At 43.2% G+C, this 19,110-nt stretch carries 16 protein-coding genes and 4 riboswitches; of the genes, 14 read left to right on the forward strand and 2 right to left on the reverse strand.

From position 1 onward, the window contains the following. Positions 1 to 5 precede the first annotated feature (5 nt). The 5 genes from BLS16_RS02160 to BLS16_RS02180 all read left to right on the forward strand — a co-directional run bounded on the left by BLS16_RS02160 (position 6) and on the right by BLS16_RS02180 (position 6,951). Positions 6 to 2,093, forward strand: a complete 2,088-nt coding sequence (locus BLS16_RS02160) for a ribonucleoside triphosphate reductase (RefSeq protein ID WP_092329277.1) — start codon at positions 6 to 8, stop codon at positions 2,091 to 2,093. Continuing rightward, positions 2,093 to 2,776 carry an anaerobic ribonucleoside-triphosphate reductase activating protein gene (locus BLS16_RS02165; RefSeq protein WP_092329280.1) on the forward strand — a complete coding sequence of 228 codons (684 nt, stop codon included), beginning with the start codon at positions 2,093 to 2,095 and terminating at the stop codon, positions 2,774 to 2,776. The genes BLS16_RS02160 and BLS16_RS02165 overlap by 1 nt, the downstream gene beginning before the upstream one ends. Before the next feature lie 494 nt (positions 2,777 to 3,270). Continuing rightward, positions 3,271 to 3,454, reverse strand: a riboswitch (cobalamin riboswitch). A 123-nt stretch (positions 3,455 to 3,577) separates the two neighbouring features. Then, complete coding sequence (locus BLS16_RS02170; protein WP_242876161.1) at positions 3,578 to 3,799, forward strand: class I SAM-dependent methyltransferase; 222 nt, start codon at positions 3,578 to 3,580, stop codon at positions 3,797 to 3,799. A gap of 146 nt (positions 3,800 to 3,945) precedes the next feature. Beyond that, positions 3,946 to 4,129, forward strand: a riboswitch (cobalamin riboswitch). Between the two features lie 246 nt (positions 4,130 to 4,375). After that, the gene (locus BLS16_RS02175; RefSeq protein ID WP_092329282.1) at positions 4,376 to 5,254 is read left to right on the forward strand and encodes an energy-coupling factor transporter transmembrane component T; all 879 of its coding nucleotides are present in this window, start codon (positions 4,376 to 4,378) and stop codon (positions 5,252 to 5,254) included. Then, the gene (locus BLS16_RS02180; RefSeq protein WP_092329285.1) at positions 5,236 to 6,951 is read left to right on the forward strand and encodes an ABC transporter ATP-binding protein; all 1,716 of its coding nucleotides are present in this window, start codon (positions 5,236 to 5,238) and stop codon (positions 6,949 to 6,951) included. Before BLS16_RS02175 ends, BLS16_RS02180 begins: the two co-directional genes overlap by 19 nt. Before the next feature lie 22 nt (positions 6,952 to 6,973). Here the strand turns inward: BLS16_RS02180 and BLS16_RS02185 are convergent, their stop codons facing one another. After that, positions 6,974 to 7,765 (reverse strand): lipid II flippase Amj family protein, encoded by a 792-nt coding sequence (locus BLS16_RS02185; RefSeq protein ID WP_092329288.1) that lies wholly within the window; start codon positions 7,763 to 7,765, stop codon positions 6,974 to 6,976. Between the two features lie 322 nt (positions 7,766 to 8,087). On the opposite strand from BLS16_RS02185, the gene BLS16_RS02190 reads away from it, so the two are divergent. Next, entirely contained in the window at positions 8,088 to 8,273 is a 186-nt protein-coding gene (locus BLS16_RS02190; protein ID WP_092329290.1) for a hypothetical protein, read from the forward strand. Here the strand turns inward: BLS16_RS02190 and BLS16_RS02195 are convergent. Then, the gene (locus BLS16_RS02195) at positions 8,270 to 8,461 is read right to left on the reverse strand and encodes a CooT family nickel-binding protein (RefSeq protein ID WP_092329292.1); all 192 of its coding nucleotides are present in this window, start codon (positions 8,459 to 8,461) and stop codon (positions 8,270 to 8,272) included. The two genes, BLS16_RS02190 and BLS16_RS02195, sit on opposite strands and share 4 nt — an antisense overlap. A 459-nt stretch (positions 8,462 to 8,920) precedes the next feature. Here BLS16_RS02195 and BLS16_RS02200 point away from each other — a divergent pair, with 459 nt between their 5' ends. The 8 genes from BLS16_RS02200 to BLS16_RS02235 all read left to right on the forward strand — a co-directional run bounded on the left by BLS16_RS02200 (position 8,921) and on the right by BLS16_RS02235 (position 19,057). Further along, the gene (locus tag BLS16_RS02200) at positions 8,921 to 10,408 is read left to right on the forward strand and encodes an alkaline phosphatase (RefSeq protein WP_092329295.1); all 1,488 of its coding nucleotides are present in this window, start codon (positions 8,921 to 8,923) and stop codon (positions 10,406 to 10,408) included. Between the two features lie 109 nt (positions 10,409 to 10,517). Continuing rightward, complete coding sequence (locus tag BLS16_RS02205; RefSeq protein ID WP_092329297.1) at positions 10,518 to 11,687, forward strand: YibE/F family protein; 1,170 nt, start codon at positions 10,518 to 10,520, stop codon at positions 11,685 to 11,687. A gap of 107 nt (positions 11,688 to 11,794) precedes the next feature. After that, positions 11,795 to 11,970, forward strand: a riboswitch (cobalamin riboswitch). A gap of 325 nt (positions 11,971 to 12,295) precedes the next feature. Then, on the forward strand, positions 12,296 to 13,105 hold the full coding sequence (locus tag BLS16_RS02210; protein ID WP_092329300.1) for an ABC transporter ATP-binding protein: 810 nt from the start codon (positions 12,296 to 12,298) through the stop codon (positions 13,103 to 13,105). Between the two features lie 145 nt (positions 13,106 to 13,250). After that, positions 13,251 to 14,300, forward strand: a complete 1,050-nt coding sequence (locus tag BLS16_RS02215; RefSeq protein WP_092329302.1) for a DMT family transporter — start codon at positions 13,251 to 13,253, stop codon at positions 14,298 to 14,300. Positions 14,301 to 14,332: 32 nt separating this feature from the next. Beyond that, a riboswitch (cobalamin riboswitch) is annotated at positions 14,333 to 14,511 on the forward strand. Between the two features lie 74 nt (positions 14,512 to 14,585). Continuing rightward, complete coding sequence (locus tag BLS16_RS02220) at positions 14,586 to 15,431, forward strand: nitrogenase iron protein NifH (protein WP_092329905.1); 846 nt, start codon at positions 14,586 to 14,588, stop codon at positions 15,429 to 15,431. A gap of 31 nt (positions 15,432 to 15,462) precedes the next feature. After that, on the forward strand, positions 15,463 to 16,707 hold the full coding sequence (locus BLS16_RS02225; RefSeq protein ID WP_092329305.1) for a nitrogenase component 1: 1,245 nt from the start codon (positions 15,463 to 15,465) through the stop codon (positions 16,705 to 16,707). Next, the gene (locus BLS16_RS02230; RefSeq protein ID WP_092329307.1) at positions 16,704 to 17,900 is read left to right on the forward strand and encodes a nitrogenase component 1; all 1,197 of its coding nucleotides are present in this window, start codon (positions 16,704 to 16,706) and stop codon (positions 17,898 to 17,900) included. Before BLS16_RS02225 ends, BLS16_RS02230 begins: the two co-directional genes overlap by 4 nt. Before the next feature lie 35 nt (positions 17,901 to 17,935). Continuing rightward, entirely contained in the window at positions 17,936 to 19,057 is a 1,122-nt protein-coding gene (locus BLS16_RS02235) for an ABC transporter substrate-binding protein (protein ID WP_207649717.1), read from the forward strand. Positions 19,058 to 19,110 lie beyond the last annotated feature (53 nt).

The raw sequence follows: 19,110 nt of genomic DNA on the forward strand, positions 1-19,110 counted from the left end.
AAGAGATGATTAAGCAAATTATTAAAAGAGATGGCAGACTTGAAGGATTTAACCAAGAAAAGATTGTGCATGCAATTTTTAAGGCTGCCACAGCTTGTGGAGGTTCAGATTATGAACGTGCCGAGGAGATCGGCAGACAGGTCGTTGCAATTTTGCACAAGGATTATAGGGACAAGCAACCGGATGTAGAATCAATCCAAGATATCGTTGAAAAAGTCCTCATTGAAAATGGACATGCCAAGACTGCCAAAGCATTTATTCTTTATCGTCAGAAAAGGAAAAACAGCCGTGAAATGGATGCTTTGATCGGGGCCACAATCGGCATGTTTTCTGACTACTTGGGAGATAAAGATTGGCAAATCAAGGAGAATGCCAATACTCAAAAAAGTATTAACGGCCTGAATAATTATATCCGAGAGGTATTCACCAAAAAGTATTGGCTTTATGAGATCTATCCACAAGAGGTTCGGGAAGCTCATGAAAGTGGAGATTGCCATATTCATGACCTGGGATTTTTCGGGCCCTATTGTGCCGGCTGGGATTTGCGTCAGCTTCTTATGGACGGATTCGGAGGAGTTCCGGGCAAGGTAGAAAGCGGCCCTGCTAAACATTTAAGGTCTTTCCTGGGACAAATCGTTAATTCTACCTTCACAACCCAAGGGGAAACCGCCGGAGCTCAGGCTTGGTCAAGCTTTGATACCTTTTGTGCCCCCTTTATCCGAGAGGATCAATTAACCTTTGCCCAAGTCAAACAGTGTTTACAGGAATTTGTCTTTAACATCAATGTGCCCACACGGGTAGGATTTCAATGCCCTTTTTCTAACCTGACCTTTGATATTTGGGTGCCTTCCACCTTGAAGGATGAACATGTCATAATCGGCGGGAGATATAGGGAGGATAAGTACGGAGATTTCCAGGAGGAACTGGATATGTTCAACTTGGCCTTCTGTGAAGTGATGTTGGAAGGAGACTCTAAGGGGAGGGTGTTCACCTTCCCGATTCCAACCCTTAATATTACCAATGACTTTGAGTGGAACAGTCCGGTGGCAGATGCTTTCATGAAAATTACCTGTAAGTATGGAATTCCCTACTTTGCCAATTATGTAAACTCGGATTTGTCGCCGGAAGATGCTGTTTCCATGTGCTGCAGGCTAAGGTTGGATACGGGGGAACTGAGAAAAAGAGGCGGAGGCTTGTTCGGGAGCAACCCTCTCACAGGTTCCATCGGTGTATTTACAATTAACCTGCCCAGACTGGCCTATCTATCCGAGACAAAAGGAGAGTTTATGGAACGCCTGAAACATATGGCGGAAATCGGGCGCACGGCTTTGGAAATCAAACGAAAAGTGATTGAACAGCAATCAGATAAGGGACTGTACCCATATTCATGCTATTATCTGAGACATGCCAAGGAGAGAACCGGGCAATACTGGCATAATCATTTCAGTACCATCGGTATTGTTGGTATGAATGAGGCCTTACTTAACTTCATGGGAAAAGGAATTGAAACCAATGAAGGCCGAGAGTTTTCAGTTAGTGTGATGAATTACTTGAGGGAACTGCTGGTTAAGTTTCAGCAGGAAACGGGCAATGTCTATAATTTAGAAGCTACCCCTGCCGAGGGGACCTCTTATCGGCTGGCTATGCTGGATACTAAAAAGTACGCTTCAATTATTACGGCGGGTGAGGAAGTTCCTTACTATTCAAACTCCACCCAACTTCCCGTAGGTTATACGGAAGACATTTTTGAGGTTTTAGAGCTACAGGACGAACTCCAATCTCTTTATACCGGGGGGACTGTTCAGCACCTCTATTTAGGAGATGCCGTTGAGGATACAGAGGTCTGCAAGCGGCTTATCCAAAAGATCTTCAACAAGCATAAGATTCCCTATATCTCCATTACTCCCACCTTCAGTATTTGCGATTCACACGGCTACATCAGTGGGGAGCATTTTAATTGTCCTGAATGTGGGGCTGAAGCTGAAGTTTGGTCTAGAGTGACAGGATATCTTAGGCCGGTTAAAAACTACAATCTTGGCAAGAAGGAAGAATATAACCTGAGGAAAAAATTCGTGATTGCGGAGGTGGTTTGATGAAGATCGCAGGATTTATGAAGACATCATTTGTCGACTATCCCGGCAAGATAGCATCTGTAGTTTTTACCCAGGGTTGTAATCTAAGCTGTAGTTATTGCCACAATGCCGGTCTTATAGAAGCTAAGGAGGATTTCAGGGGTATTTTGCCTGAAGAAATTTTCCAATGGCTTTCCAGAAGAAAAGGGCTGATTGATGGAGTAGTTATTAGTGGAGGCGAGCCGACGCTGCAAAGTAACCTTGCGGTTTTTATCGAAGAATTAAAGGCCATGAAGCTCCTTGTAAAACTAGATACCAACGGAACTAATCCGGAAATCTTGAGAACCTTGATCGCCGATAATCTGCTGGATTTTATTGCCATGGACTTAAAGGCTCCTCTTAATAAATATGAAGAAATTACAGGGATGGGTGGGTTGGAGCTATGGCCAATTCGAGAAAGTGTGGAAATTATTAAAAATAGCGGGCTTGCTCATGAGTTTAGAACCACATTTTGCCCTAATCTTGATGCTGATGATATACCCTGCATTATCTTGGATTTTGAAATCACTTCAAATTATGTAGTTCAGAACTGTAAGGACACTGGTTTTCAAAAAGCAACTAAGAAAAAACAAGATTTAAGAAATTTGATTATGTACAATAACAAAAGCTTTGCCTTAGCCCTGCGAGGTTTTGAAGTTGGCTGAAAGTTGCAGAACTGTTCAAAGCTACACTGTATGTTTCATCTGCGTCGATAGTCCCCTTGCTATGCAAAAAAGGTTAGCTTAAAGGATTTTCCTGCTTATCCCTGCCTAACCTTTGCACATGGAGAATAAGTTCTTTCCATTTTTTCGAGTGTTCAATTTTAATGAAGGAAATAGAAATGGCCTGTATAGTCTTATGCTATAACAGGCCATAGTTTTTGGGTTGCCTTAACTCCTTTTCTGCAGGCTATGGAAAATAATATCAGCCCCAACAAAATTGTGACGGTCAGATCACAAAATCATTGAGGCTGAAGTAGATATATTCCAGAAGGATCTAACTTTCCTTGGCGAGTATGAGTTATCATTGTCGCACGTAAGATGCAGGAAGGTTTTGAAAGCTTCGTGGAAAGCTCGCAAAAGAATAAAATAACCTCCTAACAGCCAAAGGCAGGAGGTTATAAATATATTACAATATCTAACCTGCCCATCCTTCGTGGGGGTTAAAGGTCAAACAAGCAGGTTCCTGGCTTTAGGAGTATCCTAGGCGGCTGAGGTTGCAGGCAGCACAAGGCATTTCTCCTACTACAGTGGCGGGACCGCGTCAGAATCAAACTGACTTCCCTATTAAACACTTTCTCGGGGTATATGGTCGAGAAGTGTACTTGTTGAACAAAATATTAAGCTAGATAAAAGGGTAGCACAGGTTAATTTTACTGTCAATGAATCCCATAAAGACTAAATATTTTAAAAATTATAATTAGTGGGACAAATATTTGGATTAAAGATTGACAAATCTATGGCTTTTTGGCAATATTATTAACCGGACTGAATTATTCAGTTACAGCAATAGATGGGTATTCAGATAGGTTGGAACAAGCTCGGAAAAACGTTGGGGCCTCAGGAAAGAACATACGCTTTTTGAAAGCTAAGGCGCATGCTATTGATCTGCCCAATGAAAGTGTTGATTTGATTGTTTCCAGAAATGCCATGGGACTTTCGCTTCACCCGAAGGAAGTAGCGGCATAATCTGCTTAAATTCTCTTTTTTCCTGTCTTAGTAAATAATAACTAATTGGAAGAGAAGAAAACAGCAGGGATTCCGCAATTTTTGTTGAATAAAAAGCTTGTAGAATGAAAAGGTAGAAAATTATAAAATTACTGATATCCAGTAAAACTTAATAATGAGCAATGAGTATACTTTCTTGAGAGAAAGTATTGAAAAGGAAAGTCAGTTAATCTGACGCGGTCCCGCCACTGTGATAGTGAGCGGTCTTACAAAGATGTCACTGGGCCACCGGGAAGACGTAAGGCAGCGATGAACTTAAGCCAGGAGACCTGCTCATTGCAACCACGCAGAACCTACGGAAGATAGGGGAGGTGTTAAAAATGCTGACCGCACAGTGTCAATATTTATTAGTGTTTTTTGCTTCTCAACAACGTTGAGAAGCTTTTTTAGTGATCGGCATAGGGGGTCTCGGGGTGATTTCGGGTTCCAGGGTGCTTCTTCAGGTGATCAGGTTTGAGGAATGGCAGTTCAGGACACTATAAAAGCGGATCACAAACAGGAAGAGAAAGTGACTTTTGCAGGAAGGGGGAGAGATGATTGAACAGAGCATTCACAACATTTCATCCAGCAGTAAGCTTTACATTTTTTGCAGTCATGTTAATCTTTACGATGCTTTTTTTGCATCCGGTTTTCCTAGGGTTAACCTTAATTCCCGCCCTGATTTTCTCCATCATTCTTAATGGGCGTAAGGGTGTCAAGTTTAGTCTTTTATTTTACCTACCAATGTTTTTATTAATCAGTATCGCTAATCCCTTGTTAAATCATCGCGGAAGAACCGTATTATTTTACTTGATAGACAATCCTATTACTTTAGAAGCGGTGCTCTATGGCATATGTTCAGCAGTATCCCTGATTGCAATTTTCGCTTGGTTCTCTTGTTACAATAAAGTAATTACAGCGGATAAATTTTTATATCTATTTGCTAAGATTTCTCCGGCAGTTGCCCTGCTGATAACTATGAGTATGAGAATGACTTCTAAACTAAAATATCAACTTAAGACTATCAGTAATGCCCAACATACCATAGGGTTGGATCAGAGTGCTGGAAATTTTAAGGAAAGAGTTAAGAATGGTATGAGAGTCATTTCCATACTGTTGAGCTGGTCCATGGAGGACGCCATTGAAACTGCTGATTCTATGAAGGCCAGAGGATATGGGTTAAAAAACAGAACCACCTTTTCACTTTTTAAGTTTGATAAGCGGGATGGCTTGGTTTTGGCTGTGATAAGTGTCTTAGGGGCAATATGCTTGGTAGGGTATTTTTTAGGGTATGGCACCTTGCAGTTTTACCCCTCAATCAAGCCTTTAGATCTATCAATTCAGGCTATTGGACTATATTTTGTCTTTGCCGCATTGGCATTATTGCCGATTATTATTGAGGTAAGGGAGAGTTACAAATGGCGTTCTTGCAAATAAAAGACTTGAGCTTTTCCTATCCTAAGACCCTGGAAAAAGCTCTCTCTTATGTGAACTTAAGTATTAACCAAGGAGAGTTTATTCTGGTCTGCGGTGTGTCCGGCTGCGGAAAGAGTACACTTTTAAGGCAGATAAAACGTGAAATTGCTCCCCATGGCAAGCGGACAGGTAAGGTGTATTATCAGGGTAAAGATGTTGAGCAATTAGATCAGAAAATCTCGGCTGCTGAAATTGGCTTTGTCATGCAAAACCCTGAGACTCAACTAGTAACCGATACTGTATGGCATGAGTTGGCCTTTGGCTTGGAAAATCTAGGACTGAGCACACCTGAAATTCGCCGCAAGGTTGCAGAAATGGCCAGCTTTTTCGGCATCAATGGATGGTTTAGAAAATCCGTGGATGAATTGTCAGGCGGCCAAAAGCAACTCCTGAATTTAGCATCAGTGATGGTCATGCAGCCTAAGATACTGATCTTGGATGAACCAACGGCTCAGTTAGATCCCATTGCAGCACAAGATTTTCTGGCAACCATTGCCAAAATTAACAGAGAGTTAGAAGTGACCGTAATCATGACAGAGCATAGACTTGAGGAAGTATTCCTGATGGCAGATAGGATTGCAGTTATGGACAAAGGAGAAGTCATCTGCTTGGAAACACCGGAGCAAACGGCCAAACTCTTAGCGAAGAGGGAGGATATATCTGGAATTTTTAAGGGGTTGCCTTCTGCGATTCGAATTTATAGGGAGTTAATGGTGGGTGAATATTGTCCTTTAAGTGTGAGAGATGGGAGGAAATGGCTGGCAAGCTTCATGCTTCCGGATGAGCGAGTATTATCGAACCTTACCTCGCATTTCTTGGCAGAGGAAGTTCAATCCCGCAAACCTGTGATTAAAGCGGAAGAAATCTGGTTTAAGTATTCCAGAGAGGGAGACGATATTTTGCGTGGGTTTTCGCTTAGGGCCTATTCTGGAGAAATCCTCAGTGTGTTGGGGGGGAACGGAAGCGGTAAAACGACAATGCTGGGGGTGATTTCCGGATTACTAAAGCCCAATCGCGGGAGGATCATCATTAATGATCAGAAAATAGAGACCTATAAAACAAAAGAGCTCTATCAAAATAATCTAGCGCTTTTGCCGCAAAATCCCAAGGCCTTATTTGTTTGCGATACGGTTATAGAGGATCTTCAAGAGGCGGGGGCTGTTCTGAGGTTAGATGAGGCTGCCCTCAGGAGTGAAATTGAGAAGATTGGCAAGGAGTTGAGGATCACAGCTTTATTCGAGCGTCATCCCTATGATCTAAGTGGTGGAGAGCAACAGAAGGTGGCTCTGGCCAAGCTTTTATTATTAAATCCCAAAATAGTGTTATTAGATGAACCGACCAAAGGCCTTGATCCCGAATCCAAGGAAGAATTAGGGGGAATCTTACAAAGGCTTTGTCATAACGATGTTGCCATAGTTTTAGTAACTCATGACATCGAATTTGCGGCTGAGTATGCTGACAAATGCGCTATGATGTTCGACGGGGATATTGTATCTGAAGGATACCCCAGGGAATTTTTTGCAGGGAACAATTTTTATACGACAGCGGCAAACCGAATGGCCAGAGGAATCTGCCCAACGGCGGTGACATGTGAGGATGTGGTTGAATTAGGCAGGGCATACTCAACCTTCAGCGTGGCTGAAGGAGTTCAGGCCTAGAAGCGAGTCTCAACTCCGGTTCTTACATGTATAGGCCGGCAATGGCCTTAGCCACAGGGATTAGGAGCAATTGTCCCATAAGAGTTCCCAGTAGTTTCGAACTCATTAAAATAACTACGAGGGCCTTGACATCCGCATAGGGACGATTTCCTTTCAAAGCCTGATCGGTAATAATTGATGATTTAGGATCAATAAAAAGCATGAAAATAATATTTGCGGCTGTGTTAAGTATTCCTGCTGAGGCTGAAGCAGCCAGGCGGTGCTGAGGATCGACAAGTAATGTGGCATAATAAGCCGACATTACTCCAATAGTATAAATCCCTGTTACCAGGATATTGAGGACTATCAAATTAATCGGTATTTTGCGATAAGGCAGATGATTGACCATTGCTCTGGAAGGCATGGTAATACTGTTAATAAATCTTCGCATACTGCCCCATCTTAAAGCATCGATAACTATTGATGGCACAGAGGCTAAGTGTTCAAGCTTGGCTACAGCTTGAGAGAAGTTTTTCAGAAAAGTAGGAGTAAGAATTATGCCGAAAAGGGTGCCGGCAGTTGCTAGCAAAATGACCCTGCGGATAATTGGAAGAGGATCAATACTGTGACTTATTGAGCTATCCATCAAAGCTCCGATTAAAGGAACTTGCAGGGTATGAGCAACGAGAGATATTAAATAAAATAAGTTAAAGAGTGAGGTAGAGAGGGAGAATTGTCCACTTTTGATAAAATTAAGCCGTACAGAGTAAGCAAATGTATCGATGATGTGAATTATTAAGGTTAAGAAATACAATTGATATAGGTTGCCCTGCACTTGCCCACCCCCACCTTAATATGACTATGTGAGATAGAGGCTGGAAATACTTTTGGCAGCGCATAGTGGCGGGCAACAACCGAATCATTCTAATGCGTAAATGTAGATTTGAATACAATATTTTAAAAATTGTAATAAAAATTAAAAATTATGTAAAATCAGAAAGGTATTTTAATGTTTTTGTAGAATATAGAATTATAGATTATAGAATATAGAATATTAAGGAACTAATGAAAATATTGGGACCATGGAGGTCTGGCACTGGGATATAGTCAGCTCCATGGTTCTTTTAACCTAAAATTATATGAAAAGAGGTTAGGCTATGGGACAAAGAACACGAATACAGGAGACAGAAGATCGTAAGCAATCGTTGTACGCTAAAAAATCAGAGATTTTAGGGAAATATATGTCGGATAGAGAAAAGCGCTCTCGCTGGCTAGTCCAGCTTATGGATATTGAAGATGAGCTGGAGGAATTATCTCCTTCGTCAAGAAAAAGAGACTTTTAAGATATTTTTTCAACGATAATTCGGTGGTTGAGCAAAGTCATAGCTTTGATTCTGGCAGGAACAAACATCTGTCTGCCAAGTATGTCCATTAGATTCACGCCGTTCTCACAAGGTTCAATGGTATCTACAGACTCCATGATCAGGACTTCATTTTCCCCATCTTGGAGATAAACGTTAGATTCACACATTGCAATCATCCTCCTTCAAATATAAAAAAGACCATGGTAAATCTGACTCGACTTAATGTCAAGTCAAGACCTCCATGGCCCTTTTTATTGTATATTTATGTTCATTCTATTCCACACAAAGGGGATAATTCCTTCTCTAGGATCGTAGAATTCTTGAAGAAGATGTCCCTCAGGGTTATTGCTTATCGGGAAGGAAAGCATGAGCCGGTTAAGGGAAATGATCAGACGAAATGAATGAAAGGCTTGCGAAATGTTAGGAACGGCAAACAAGGGATTTGCTGCTTGGAGAATTGAATGAAGATGGGATTAATGCGTTGGTGAGAGGATAGAGATTCTCAGACCAGCGCATTTTGTCTTTGGCAAAAATAGAAAAAAATAACAATAAGCTTACAAAAACGTAATCGGCGCTTAATACTAGTGTTATACAATTAAGAAAAATTTTCGGAGGTGTAAATAGGAATGTTCAAAAGAAACCATTCCAAAGGTATCGCGTCTATAGTTGTTATTGGTACATTACTTATATCCCTTTTTGCCGCCCAGCCGAACCTGGGGATAGCCAAGTCAGCCAAGGAGGAGGTTTATCAAGGAAAAACCCCAAAATATGTTTTTATGTTTATCGGAGATGGCATGAGCTATGCCCAAGTCAGCAGCGCGGAAATGTATCTGGGGGAAAAATCTTTGCCCGGAAAGCTTTCTCCTGAGCAATTGAGCTTTACTAAGTATCCTGTTCACGGTGCCCTTATGACTCAGGATTCTTCTTCCTTTATTCCCGATTCTGCTTCAACGGCTACTTCTCTCGCTTCAGGTCAGAAAACTTTGTCCGGCGTCATAAATATGGATGAGAGTAAAACCAAGACTTACTCCCCCATCACGGAAAATTTAAAGGCTAAAGGCTATAAGATTGGTATTGTAACCAGTGTTCCCATCACTCACGCCACTCCGGCAGCTTACTATGCCAAAGTGGCCAATAGAAATGATGCCTATGAAATTGGCAAACAACTGGCAACCAGTGGCTTCGATTATTTTGGCGGCGGCGATTTTGATCAAAAAACCGGGCCTAAGGGTGCCGATCAATCTATCTATGAAATAGTCGAGCAAGCCGGCTATACCATAGCCAATACTAAAGAAGAAATCCTAGCTTTAAATAACCGTTCAGGAAAAGTCGTGGCCATTGATCCGGACAATTATGAAACAGCTTTAGATTATGAAATTGACCGGGAGGCAGAGGAACTGAGCTTGGCTGATTATGTCAAAAAGGGAATTGAAGTATTGGATAATAAAAAAGGCTTCTTTATGATGGTGGAAGGGGGAAAAATCGACTGGGCCAACCATGCCAACGATGCCACAGCTTCCATCTATGATACCATCGCCTTTGATAATTCTGTGAAAGTTGCTTTTGATTTCTACAATGCCCATCCTAAGGATACGTTGATTCTTGTCACGGCTGACCACGAGTGCGGCGGTATGACCATTGGTTATTCTCTGACAGGCTACAGCACCCATTTCGAGAAGCTTCAGCCGGTAACCATGTCTTACCAGGAATTTGACAAAATTAGTAAACAGTACAAAGAAACCCATCCTGCCAATCCAAAGCTGGAAGATTTAAGTGATAAGATTAAAGGGGCCTATGGTTTAGATTTAGCCACTCTGACTTCTTACGAATCTTCCTTGCTGAACAATGCTTTTACCAAGTTTATGTCATCAGAGACAAAGCCTTCAAATGATCAAGAAAATGTTCTTTATGGGACGTATAACCCCTTATCAGTGACGCTCTCTCATATCATCAATAATAAAGCCGGGTTAAGCTTCTCCTCCTATTCCCATACAGGTGTACCCGTACCGGTTTATGCTGTAGGTACCGGTTCAGAGATGTTTGGCGGGTACTATGATAATACTAAGATTTATAACAAACTGTCTGCGATTACCAAAAGCGCACGGGCGAAGTAAACGCCTGTAAAGAAGTCAATTCCATAAATCAGCTGTTTAAATAAGGTATCAGTCCTGAGGGGGTCAAAACCCCTCAGGACTGATACCTTGGTATTCGGGAGGGAATGCTTTGCAGAGAATACTTCTTGAGACTTTAGAAAAGAAAGCTGCTTATCTAAAAAAAATCCCGTTGAAAGAACTTATTTTTAACCTTATTGTCCTGATCTTTGTAGTTATTTTGCTTCTCCTGCCAACTGGATTTCAAGAGAATACCTATCCGGATAGTATGCGGGCAGTAGTTAAAGTACTGGAAGTTAATAACGATAATGTTTCGAAGACGGTAAGTTTTGTCTTCGAAGGGGAGCAAGTTTGTAAAGTAGAAATTCTGGATGGTTCTTTTAAAGGGCAGCAAACCTTTGCCCACAATCGGTTCATGGGCAGATTGGAAATGGATAAATCCTTCGTTGAAGGAGACAAAGCCCTGGCAGTCATTGACTATACAGACCAAAACATTAGAAATGTCACAATGATAGATCATTATCGCATAAATTTGGAGAGCATTCTGATTGGAATTTTTGCCATCTTCTTAATTCTCTTTGCCCGTTGGACGGGAGCAAAGGCCCTGTTATCTTTTTTAATGACGGTCTTAATGATATGGAAACTGCTGATCCCCTTGCTTCTAAAAGGGTGGAATCCTATTATTATTTCCTTGTATTTTGTAGTGACAGCTACTTCCATCATTATTTTCATGGTGGGGGGGCTGAACCGTCAATCTATGGCAGCGGTTTTGGGTTCTCTTTCAGGAACGTTACTCACCACTATTTTGGCCATCGTTTTTGGCCACAGTTTTAAAATCCATGGTGCAGTGCTGCCTTATTCCGAAAGTCTGCTCTATGCGGGATACGCCCATTTGAATTTGACCCAGATCTTGATTGCCGTCGTTTTTATCGCTTCAGCAGGAGCGGTAATGGACTTGGCGATGGACATCGCCGCCGCCGTTCATGAGGTGGTAGAAAATAAACCGGATATTACCCGGGCGGAAGCGATAATTTCAGGGCTAAACGTAGGCCGGACCGTGGTGGGAACCATGACGACCACCTTATTGTTCGCCTATACGGGAGGATATATTTCCTTGCTGATGTTTTTCATGGCTCAAGGAACGCCGGTTGTCGATATCTTTAATTTAAAGTATGTCTCCATGGAGATTATGCACACGATTGTGGGAAGCTTCGGGCTTGTGGCCGTGGCTCCTTTTACAGCCCTAGCCTCGGGCATTCTTTTGACCAAGAGGCCGGTGTAGAGGTTTTCCCCTGAGCTCAGGTAAGCTTACTTCCCCAGCTTAGTCTCTATTGAGGGCGTTATGCTGACCCTTGACCAGGTAATGGGTATGTGATACATTTAATTTGATAATTCAATATTGGGCTTGAGATCTCTCTTAGGGGAGAATCATCACAGGGAAGTCGGTGCAAATCCGGCGCGGTCCCGCCACTGTAAGGGGGAGTTTATGTCATCCACTGAGGAAACTTGGTCGGGAGGCAGTAAACAAGAACCTAAGTCAGGAACCTGATGCCTTATAAGCTTTACTCACGACGGATGGGTGAAGGGACTTGTCTATTCAGCCCTTCATTAGTTTGAAGGGCTTTTTATTATTGAATGTACATAAAGGTTTCCAGAGGGAAACTAACCGGTAAGGTTATGTCTTATTCAAGCGGGATCTGTTTTCAAAAATGCCCAGGCGACTTGAAAGCGGAGAAGAACGCGGTGTCTGAGACAACTGCTCGATTGCTGATTTTAGATTGGCAATCAAGGGGTTGTCTCTTTATTTATGTTCAAGACTAAAAAGTTGGGCGGTATGCTCAGATCAGTTGCCTATTATAAGCGAAGACTTGCTGGAAGGAGGTGCCTGCAATGCAATTGCAGCTGCTTCAGACTTCTGATTTGGATCAGCCGGAAGTGCTGCGGCTGAAAAATGTGTGGAAAACCTATCATGGCGGTCATCAAGCGGTCAAAGGAATTTCTTTCGCTATTCGGAGGGGAGAATGCTTAGGGCTGGTCGGTGAAAGTGGCAGTGGTAAAAGCACCTTAGCCCGTTGCCTGCTGACCCTGGAACGGATGGATAAGGGGGAGATCTGGCTCAACGAACGCCCTCTTCATAAATTAACGTCTTTTCAGCTGCGCCAGGCTCGCCGGGAAATGCAGGCAGTTTTTCAAAGTCCCTCCGCTTCTTTTAACAGCAGGCTGACAATTATGGATTCTCTCTTGGAACCAATTCGCTGTCAGAATAAAGGTTGTCCAAGTTTTTTGGACAAAAGCACCAATGAGCGGGAAATTGCCAGTCAATTGTTGGAAAAAGTTCACCTGCCGGCTAACTGCTTGAACCGCTATCCTGGAGAACTTAGCGGCGGTCAAAAGCAGCGGGTGGCTATTGCTCGGGCGATCAGTGTGGAACCTTCCCTGATCGTATTGGACGAGCCGACTGCCAGTCTGGACGTATCTATTCAGGCGAAGGTTCTTAACTTGCTGAAAGACCTTCAAGAGAAGTTAGGTCTTTCATATCTCTTCATTTCCCATGATCTCAGCGCTGTCCACTTTATGAGCCAACGGTTGATGGTCATGCAGCAAGGAGAGATAGTGGATGTCTGTGAAGGAATGGAGCTTTTTGCTCCGAATCGCCATTCTTACACCAAACAGCTCCTGGCACTTTTTGATGTGAACTGAACCTTTAAACCTATAAGGCCAAGACTCGGAGTTAGAAAAGGAGAATTGTTGCCTTGATTAAGGAAGATCTACTAATTCGAAGGATTACTTCGGAAGACATTGATGCTGTACAAAGATTTTTGTTTTGGCAATTGAAAGAACCAATATGAAAAAAAATAAAACAGCAATATCTATAGCAATATTGGCGGCGGCACTTTTTGGGATTAGCTCACCGCTATCTAAGCTATTGCTTGAGGAAATACCTCCCACGTTAATGGCAGCACTCCTTTATCTCGGGGCGGGCTTCGGAATGTTAACCATTAATATAGTAAAAGCACTTAGCAAAAGCGAACAAATTGAAGCTAAGATGACAAAAAAAGAAATGCCGTATATTCTGGGTATGATTATCCTTGATGTGGCTGCACCTGTTTGCTTGATGATTGGACTTACGATGACAACATCTGCAAACGTCTCCCTACTCAGCAACTTTGAAATTGTGGCGACATCACTTATTGCTTTATTGATATTCAAAGAGGCTATTGGCAAGAGAATGTGGATCGCCATTTCACTGATAACCCTGGCAAGTATTATTTTATCCGTTGAGGATTTAACGAGTTTTTCCTTCTCAAACGGCTCAATATTTGTTATCCTCGCTTGCATTTGCTGGGGTTTTGAAAATAACTGTACTCGTAGATTGTCTTTGAAAGACCCTCTTCAAATTGTTGTTGTCAAGGGTTTCGGCTCTGGAGTAGGGTCACTCATAATTGCACTTGCTCTAAAGCAGTACAGCACCAACGCGTTATACCTATTAATGGCCTTAGTGCTAGGATTTGTATCCTATGGTCTTAGTATCTACTTTTATATTATCGCGCAAAGAGAACTCGGCGCTGCAAGAACAAGCGCTTATTACGCAGTCGCTCCTTTTACTGGGGTGTTATTCTCGATAATACTTTTCGGTCAGCACATTACCCTATCCTTTGTGATCGCCTTAATTATTATGATAATGGGTGCTTATTTTGGAGGAGTGGAACACCATAAGCATCTCCATACTCATGAAGAAGGCACTCACGAACATAGGCATAATCACGAGGATCATCACCATACTCACTCTCATGACTGCAAAGGTGAAGGCGAACACAGCCATGTTCATACCCATGAAAAAATAGAGCATGCACACGCGCACACACCAGATATGCATCATGTTCATTCCCATTAGAGTTAAGGCGCTTTAGTTTATAAACTGAATGTAAATAATTCGCGTATCGAGGTTTGAAAATCTTAGGTTTAAAAGGGAGGTAGGTGTAATTCCTACACGGTGCCGCGACTGTGATGGGGAAATGGTTCATTTACGCCACTGAGTGATCCCGGGAAGGCCTGAAATATTGATGATCCAGAGTCAGAAGACCTGCCTAAATGCTACACACCAATACTCTACGAGCGGTAGAGAGGTATTACTTGTGTTAGAAAATGTTGATGGAATTGTGGGGGAATTAGTTTGAAGGTGCCCGAAAAACAAAGATGCTTAAAAATAGCGTTTTATGGAAAAGGAGGAATCGGAAAATCGACAGTAGCGGCCAATATTTCTGCAGCCTTGGCACTACAGGGGGTAAAGACCTTGCATATTGGGTGCGATCCTAAGGCCGATTCCACAAGGTGTCTCTTAGGGCGTAAAATCCCTACGGTCTTGCAGCAATTGCAGGCCAAGCAGCTGGGTATTACCCGCCGGGATATTGTATTTTCCGGTTTTGGTGGTGTTGAGTGCATTGAAGCCGGAGGCCCGGAAGCGGGTATTGGGTGTGCCGGCAGAGGGATTATCACCATGATGGAAGAGTTGCAGTATTTAGAAATATGGGGTGAAGCCTGGGAAACTGTTATTTATGATGTGCTGGGGGATGTAGTCTGCGGTGGCTTTTCGGTTCCGATGCGTGAAGGGTATGCCGATACAATTTATATCGTAACATCATCGGAATTTATGTCGGTATATGCTGCCAACAATATTATGAAGGCGATCAGTAGAAGCCAGGAGACAAGGCCGGTGATCCTGGGGGGGTTAATTCACAATTGCAGAAATCCTGAGTCGAGTAGAACGGCGGTTGAGCAGTTTGCGATGTTAACAGGTACTCGGGTAGTGGCGGATGTACCATTCAGCCGGGAAATTGCCTTTTCGGAACTTGAAGGTAAAACGGTTCTGGAAAAGTTTCCGGATTCAAAGGCAGCTTGCTACTTTAAGGATTTAGCAGTTGTTATCACCGAGCATCAAGGTTATAGGCCGGTAAAAGCCCTTGAGGATGACGAATTGGAGAAGTTTAGTCACTATATGCTGAAACTGGAATTGGGAAAAGGATAGAAGGACGGGTACGGAAATAGGAGGAATAGAGTTGTCTTGCACGGGATATATCAGAACGAATAACGAAGAAGAAAAGTTTAAGCTTGCGGAGATTGCAGATAAAATGCCACTGGACAGCTTTTTTGATAGTGGTATAGCCGACGATGAGTGTGGGGAACTGGTCAATTTGGCCTTATGTGTGCCGGACATCGATGTCGTGGCAATAGGTCCCTCATCCTGTTCCAGAGTGTTATATTTCAGGGCCGTGAAAAAGGGCTTGAGCGAAAAGTTATTCCTGCTCCCCGTATCCAGAAACGATTTTGCATCTGGGAAGCATCTGGAAAAATTGGAGGAGGCACTGGAAGAATTAGTGACCACTCGTCGCTCAAAAGCGATCATCGTTTATATTACTTGTGCCGATATTCTGACAGGTACCGAGTTTGTAAGCATAACAAAACGAATTGAAAGCAAGTATGGCATTCCGGTGAAGGTTTTTGAGCGGGGACCACTTTCTCGGAGAAGGACACTTCCTAAAGAGCGGCTAGGGAATATTTTTATGGATTTGCTGCTAAGGGGCGTCCGGCAAGAGAAGAAAAGCCATCTTAACCTGTTAGGAGATGCCGGAAAACTTCCCAAGGATTCTGGATTGAGGCAGATTCTTAAAAACTATTGCGTTACTGAGACAATACGAGAGTTTGCCGCGCTGGACTCCTACGAAGAATTTGAAGACCTGGTAAACGGAAAGTTAAACATCGCCTTGGACCGCTTTGGTTATGATTTGGCGCTGCGCATGCAGGAAAAATGGGACATACCCTTCCTTTACTTGCCTGCTCGGTACAACATGAAAGAGATTAAGCATAACTATACAACCTTGATGGAGGGGTTGGGGGTCACTTGGGATTATAGCCAGGATGCTAAAGAGTACCACCGAGTTATCGCCAAAGTAGCTGGGGTGTTAGTTGGAAAACGAATTGCGGTGGGGATCGGGGCCAGGTCTTTCGAGCTGGCTCAGGCCCTGGTGTCAATCGGTCTTTCTGTTGCTGTAATATTTGTTGAATCAGTGGCCAAGCCAGATATGAGGTATATTAATACGCTCTCCACTGTGGGAAGTCAGGCGGAGGTCTATTTGGTTTCCAACCTAACTGTCTCAACGCAGACAGGCGGGTTGGAAGGAATAGATATTGCTATCGGAGAAAAGGCAGCGTTTTTTTGTCTGAAAGCTAAAGAAATATTGGTGAGTGCCGACTATCGTTTCGGCTATGAGGGAATCCTGGAAATCTTGGAGGGTATGCAATGAGTAATATCTTGACCCGCCTGCCTTCGTTGGCAAGAGACTATTCTGGGGCCTGCTCTGCTCTTTTTGCCTTGCCTTCACTTAACCTGCTGTACTCGCCTGGTGGGTGTAGCAGTGCCGTCATCGAATGTGATGAGATTAGGGATTTGCGTCAGACTTTGTTTTTCGGTTCCAAGTTGGGGGAGATGGAAGCCGTCATGGGCGCAGAAGAGGAATTCCTGTTTCAGGCGGAAAGGCTCTGGGTTCAAAATCGGCAGGCCGAACTCATCGCAATTATGGGTACGCCAGTCTCTGCTTTGACGGGGGTCGACATCGGGGCAATAGCGGATAGGCTGAGCAGACGAACCGGCTTGCCCTCATTGGCGCTTCCTACGGAAGGCTTTGAGACCTACTACTCCGGCGTGTACCATACACTGTTAACCTTAGGCAAACGTTTTCTGGAAAGGAGGGCAAAGATAAATAATCAAGTGAATATCCTCGGGTATACGCCCTTAAGTCTTGGTAAGGAAACCCATTTAAGCGAATTCATTGATCAACTGGGGGAGTTCGGTCTCCAAATCAATGGTTTAGTAGAGAAAAATAACCTGGAAACCTTTAAGGAAATGTCCTCTGCCGCCTTAAACCTTGTCGTTTCCCATGAGGGTGTAGGGCTAGCCCAATACATGCAAAAAGAATATTCGATACCTTATGTGCTGAATGTGCCTGTAGGTTTGTCGGGCATGCAGCAGCTGTTTCAGGTTCTGGCGGAGATAGTAGATATTTCTCCGAGTTACGCAAGCAAGCAACGCTACGCTTTAACTAGTAGGGCAAGTCTGGGACAAAGGGCTGTCGTGATAGGAGAACCGCTCTTCGCTTCATGCCTGGCTTCTTGTTTGCGTAAGGACTTTGGGATTGACTATGTTGAATCAATTAGCTTGATGAAAATGGATCGACGAATGAAGCAAGTGTACCTAGAAAAGGCGCTTTCCGATGTTCATTTGTTTGAAAGTGAGGAAGGGCTGGCACGATGGATGGATAAACTACAGCCGGATATCATTGTCGGAGATCCTTTGTATCAGAGACTGTTAAGCAAAGGATGTACTCAGTATGTGCCTATGCCTCATGTAGGGTTGAGCGGACCTCTATATGCCGATGCCCAGTACGAGTTTATCGGAAGAAGAGGATATGACTATTTAGCCGGTTACATCAAGGTATAACTTTTACAAGGACATATAATGGAGGGGGAATTTTCATGATGGAGCACCGTAAAAAATCGAGGTATTATTTATCACTTTTGCTGGTTATTGTTTTTGTGTTAAGCCTCACGGGTTGCCAAGCCAGTGGAGATGGAGGGAAACCGGCAGGGGAGAAAAAGGCGGAGACTAGAATTGTCACCGACTTGGTGGGCAACCAAGTAACGATTAAGGCTGACGTGGAAAAAATTGCCGTTGTGCCAATTCCTTGGGCGACGATTGTGTATGCGGTTGATGGGTCTGGTAAAAAAATTGTTGGCCTGCACCCTTCGGCCATGAAAGCTTACCAGAAAAACATTTTGAAGGTCATGGCTCCTGAAATAGCCAATGCTAATTCGACCTTTGTCGATAATAATTTTAACGTCAATTACGAAGAAGTTGCCAAGCTGAAGCCGGATTTGGTAGTCATTTGGGATTATCAGCCGGAAATCGGCAAGAAGCTCTCAGAACTTGGGATTCCCTCTGTGGCTATTAAATATGGCACCCTTGAGGATGTACAAAACGGTATCAAACTGGTCGGTGAAATACTGGGCCAGCAAGAGCGGGCGGCAGCACTCATCAAGTACCAGCAGGAAACCAACAGCTATCTCAAGTCTAAAGAAAGTACCCTGGCTGGCAAAGACAAGCCTAAGACCTTATATCTAAGAGATGAACAACTTCAAGTAGCTACTGGTCAATCTGTGAATAAAATCATGATCGACACTGCAGGCGGGGTGAACGTGGCCGATGAGGTGACAGGAGACAACTGGAAGAAGGTGACCATGGAACAAGTGATAGCCTGGAACCCGGAGGTCATTATCCTAAGCAATTTCTCTGAAATATTGCCTGAGGATTTATATGCGAACAAGTTTGCAGGACAAGATTGGAGTAAAATTGAGGCTGTAAAAAATAAGAAAGTATATAAAGCACCTATGGGTATATATCGCTGGGATGCACCCTGTGTGGAAACCCCTTTGATGATCAAGTGGCTGGGTAAAGTATTTCACTCTGAGGTATTTACGGACTATGACATGAGGACAGATCTGAAAAACTTTTACCAGACATACTTCAACTACAAACTAACCGATCCAGAACTCGATCAAATTTTGAATAGCAAGCTTAATCCCGTTCTGAAAATATAACTTTGAGATAGGTGGTTGAGCCGGCAAACACGTCAGGCTTATCTTTCTTCTAT

Source organism: Desulfosporosinus hippei DSM 8344, from assembly GCF_900100785.1.
Lineage (GTDB): Bacteria > Bacillota > Desulfitobacteriia > Desulfitobacteriales > Desulfitobacteriaceae > Desulfosporosinus > Desulfosporosinus hippei.